Origin of the sequence: Peribacillus aracenensis (genome assembly GCF_025175645.1) — a bacterium.
Lineage (GTDB): Bacteria > Bacillota > Bacilli > Bacillales > DSM-1321 > Peribacillus > Peribacillus aracenensis.
This window is the reverse complement of record NZ_JANZMJ010000071.1, coordinates 1-3,706: the sequence shown is the minus strand read 5'-3', so window position 1 is coordinate 3,706 and position 3,706 is coordinate 1. Positions and strand designations below refer to the sequence as shown.

Genomic DNA, 3,706 nt, shown 5'->3' with positions numbered 1-3,706 from the left:
TGGAGTTTAATCCCTTTATAGAGCCTTAGTATCAGATTCCTGTTCGTCGAGCCAAGATTTTATTCCACGCTTCCTCCAGCCCTTACCTCACGATAAGTACCTTGCGCTTCCTTAGTGGTTGGTCGATATATACCCCCACAGTGGACTTTCACCACCTAGATAGTTGCCATGCCTGGCACACAAGAAAAAGCCGTCTAAGGACGGCTCTGATTAATGATTATTTAATATCCTGTTTACTCTTTACTGTATATAATCTGAATAAAGTAAACTCTTTCTACTTTCATAATTGAATGTTTTTTGCACTAGAACCCAAACCTCCATCAATAAAAAATACTTACCTTAATAATTGTTGAAGATACGTGATCTTCGTAATTGGATAACTTTATGTTATTGCAGAAATGATCCATGTTCAAGATTACCAAGTCACCTTGCCCTAAAACGATAGACTCTTTTTCATCGATACTCATTCTACTTTTTCCTTTGAAACAATAATAGGCGTCGGTTCTTTTCGTAGATTCCCCATTATCCAACACTTCAGAATGGGTTCCATCAGTCAAATGAATCGTGCTAAGGTCTCCTTCGCATCCTTCTGCTAACATCAAATTAAAATCCGTAACCCTCCCAATACTTCGGGTTGTCCAGCCTCCATCAAACCGATCCTGTTCAAATGGCTGTAAATGCACACGGTGCTTTCCCTTATGTTCCAGCAGCATTTCACCATCAAGAATCATGATGATTCTCCGAATGCCTGGAAGGTGAGTAAATAAGGATTCGTCCACCTCGACATCTGCGGTGCTAATCCGCCATTTGAAATCACGCTTCGAATAATCTCCATCTTCAGGATAAATGGCAAGTTGAGTTGTTTTACCACCTGACCAAAGACTGGTAATTTGTTCACTTTTTCTTATTATCTTTAGTGAATAGGACAACTATTTTCTCCCCTTTTATTATTACTTTACTTTAAGTTGAAAACAATTTCGACCAGAGTGAAGATCAAAAAAATTGTTTAAACAGAGAGGCATAACTAGCTTAGGTGTACTGGACCCTTATCATCGTAGCATAATTTCATTCTTACTTGATCGTGCTATACACACAAGGTCGTTCATACCTACTTGAAATCGATGGGGTTCCGTTACATTAATAATTAGACAGAAACCAATGTGAACTACTGCATGGGTAGTTTAGAAAAAAAGACAATACCGAATGTTTTTGATACAACTAAAAACATTCGGTATCAGCACTATATCTAATTATACTTTGACCATATCAGTCTTTGCATAAAAACTATTAATTTTGAAATTCATTCCAGCATTATCATTTTAATAGATTAATACTTACAATGATAATTGGCATGGCAAAAACGTCAATAAGAAATGCACCCACTATCGGAACGATTAAATACGCTTTACTTGAAGGTCCATATTTAGCAGTGATTGTCGACATATTGGCCATAGCATTTGGTGTAGCCCCTATACCATGTCCAATAAACCCTCCAACCATAACTGCCGCATCGTAGTTTTTGCCAAGAAAGCGAAACATGATGAATATACTTAAAAGTATAATGAAGATTACTTGTATCACCACAATCAAAATAATAGGTAACGCAAGGTCAGCAACTTCCCACAGTTTTATACTCATTAATGCCATTGATAAGAAAATACCTAAAGTAATATCTCCAATAAAATTTATACTAGGCATTTCGATGATTTTTCCATTTATTTTATCCAAAATATTCCGAACTATTACAGCCACTATCATTGCTCCAACATAGTTCGGTAAAACATAACCTGTCTTCGCCGAAAATAACTCTCCTAAGTATGAACCTAAAGCCATACAAAATGTCAGTATTAATACTTGTTTCATAAATGAAGCTGCATTCAATTCTATTTTGTCTTCCATTTCTTTCTTTTCCTGAATTTCAATATCCTTTTTACTTGGTGTTAATTTGTGTTTATTAATTAGATATTTTACAGTCGGACCACCAACTAATCCACCACATACTAATCCTAAAGTAGCTGCCGCTATTCCAATTGCTTGGGCAGATTGAATTCCCAGCGATTCAATGGTACCACCAAATGCTGTAGCTGCACCTATGCCACCTTCCATGGATATTGCTCCTGCCATCATACCAATCAATGGATCGATCCCAAAAACCGGTGCTAAAGAAATTCCAATTAAATTTTGAGCTAATGCCAGAAAACCGCATAACAGCCAATATATTAATAATAATTTACCGCCGACTTTTACTAATTGAAAACTGGCACCCAATCCAACAGTCGTAAAAAACGTTAACATAAATAATCCCTGGAGTGTCGTATCTAATGAAATGGTTACGTTTAGAAAGGTTTTAAGGCTTGTCGCGACTATAGCAAACAGTAATCCCCCTACAACAGGTGCAGGGATACAAAAGTGTTTAAATATTTTGACATTCTTAACGATAAACCCGCCTAGTGCTAAAAGCAGTACCGCTAAAAAAATTGTGATCGTTTGATTGATCTCGATGCTCATATTGTCTATCTCCTCTCCACACACATTAATACTTCATTTATTAGGTTTGCAGCTAGTTTAACAGTGCGATGATCATTATCCAATGATGGATTTACTTCACAGATATCAAATGAAATGGTTTTCGGATGTGAAGTAATTTTACGAATTAGCTGCCTTACCATTTTTCCAGAAAGACCAAATGAGGAAGGTGCACTAACACCTGGTGCTTCAGAAGCGTTAATAACATCCATACAAAGCGTTAAAATAATATGATCATGTTGATTCATAAAATTCAGAATTTCATTTTCATTTTTCTCAGAAATTCCATCTGCCAATTCTTCTTCCAATATCCAGGAACAACCAAGAGAAGTGGCAGTGTCAAATAATTTTTTTGTATTTCCATAACGTTGAATACCAATAGGCAAATAACTAGCTTGATGATCATGATCTAATATTTGTTTAAACATCGTTCCAGAAGAAGTAATTTCTTCATATGAGCGTAAGTCAAAATGAGCATCAATGTTAAGGATGCCTATTTTAGCCTGGGGTCCTACACTCGACCTGATCCCTAGATAATGACCATAAAAGGTTTCATGTCCGCCCCCCAATATAACAGGAAACATATTTTTAGTTACTATTTTCTCTACGTGACTTCCTAGTTCAGCTTGTGCTGCTTCTAACTGTTGACCTTCACAAATGATATTTCCGAAATCAACTAGACTATCCTCTGCTTGACCGTGCCAAGATAAAGAAGATAAGGATTTACGTATTTCATCGGGAGCTTCTTTGCTTCCAAGTCTTCCTTTATTCCTGCGTACGCCCTCATCACAAGAGAACCCTATTATTCCACATGCATGATTTATTGAAGTGAATTGATTATCTTTAACTATTTGATGAATTCTATATTCATCCTTATCTACTAGACTATCTGTTCTGCCTTTCCATAAATCCATATTTGGTAACGCATACATTTATTTTTCCTCCCCATTAATAAAAATAATTCATATGGCAATCGCCAATCATTCGGGTTGTACAATCATAAAAGACCTAAAGCATTTTGCACATCCCCGCTTCCGCTGCACTGTAATTCCCAGTCCAGCACTGTAAACCATTATGGTGTAATATCTATATTCCCTCCATTCTGCTTAATGGTTATACTGCAATATTAATTAAGCAAGTTTCATGCCAGTTTCATCGCCTTAAAAACAGTGGATAATTA

At 36.3% G+C, this 3,706-nt stretch carries 3 protein-coding genes; all 3 read right to left on the bottom strand.

Annotated features, from left to right (window positions below; genetic code table 11):
* Positions 1-320: 320 nt before the first annotated feature.
* The 3 genes from N0M92_RS28845 to hutG all read right to left on the bottom strand — a co-directional run bounded on the left by N0M92_RS28845 (position 321) and on the right by hutG (position 3,458).
* A complete protein-coding gene (locus N0M92_RS28845) occupies positions 321-929 on the bottom strand; it encodes a HutD/Ves family protein (protein WP_260288993.1) in 609 nt (202 codons plus the stop codon).
* A gap of 385 nt (positions 930-1,314) precedes the next feature.
* Positions 1,315-2,508: a sodium/glutamate symporter gene (gltS, locus tag N0M92_RS28840; RefSeq protein WP_260288992.1), complete on the bottom strand. Its 1,194-nt coding sequence runs from the start codon at positions 2,506-2,508 to the stop codon at positions 1,315-1,317.
* 5 nt (positions 2,509-2,513) lie between these two features.
* Entirely contained in the window at positions 2,514-3,458 is a 945-nt protein-coding gene (gene hutG, locus N0M92_RS28835) for a formimidoylglutamase (protein WP_260288991.1), read from the bottom strand.
* Positions 3,459-3,706 lie beyond the last annotated feature (248 nt).

Excerpts from the sequence above, each read along its gene's own strand:
- hutG (WP_260288991.1), bottom strand. The coding sequence starts at position 3,458 with ATGTATGCGTTACCAAATATGGATTTATGGAAAGGCAGAACAGATAGT.
- gltS (WP_260288992.1), bottom strand. The coding sequence starts at position 2,508 with ATGAGCATCGAGATCAATCAAACGATCACAATTTTTTTAGCGGTACTG.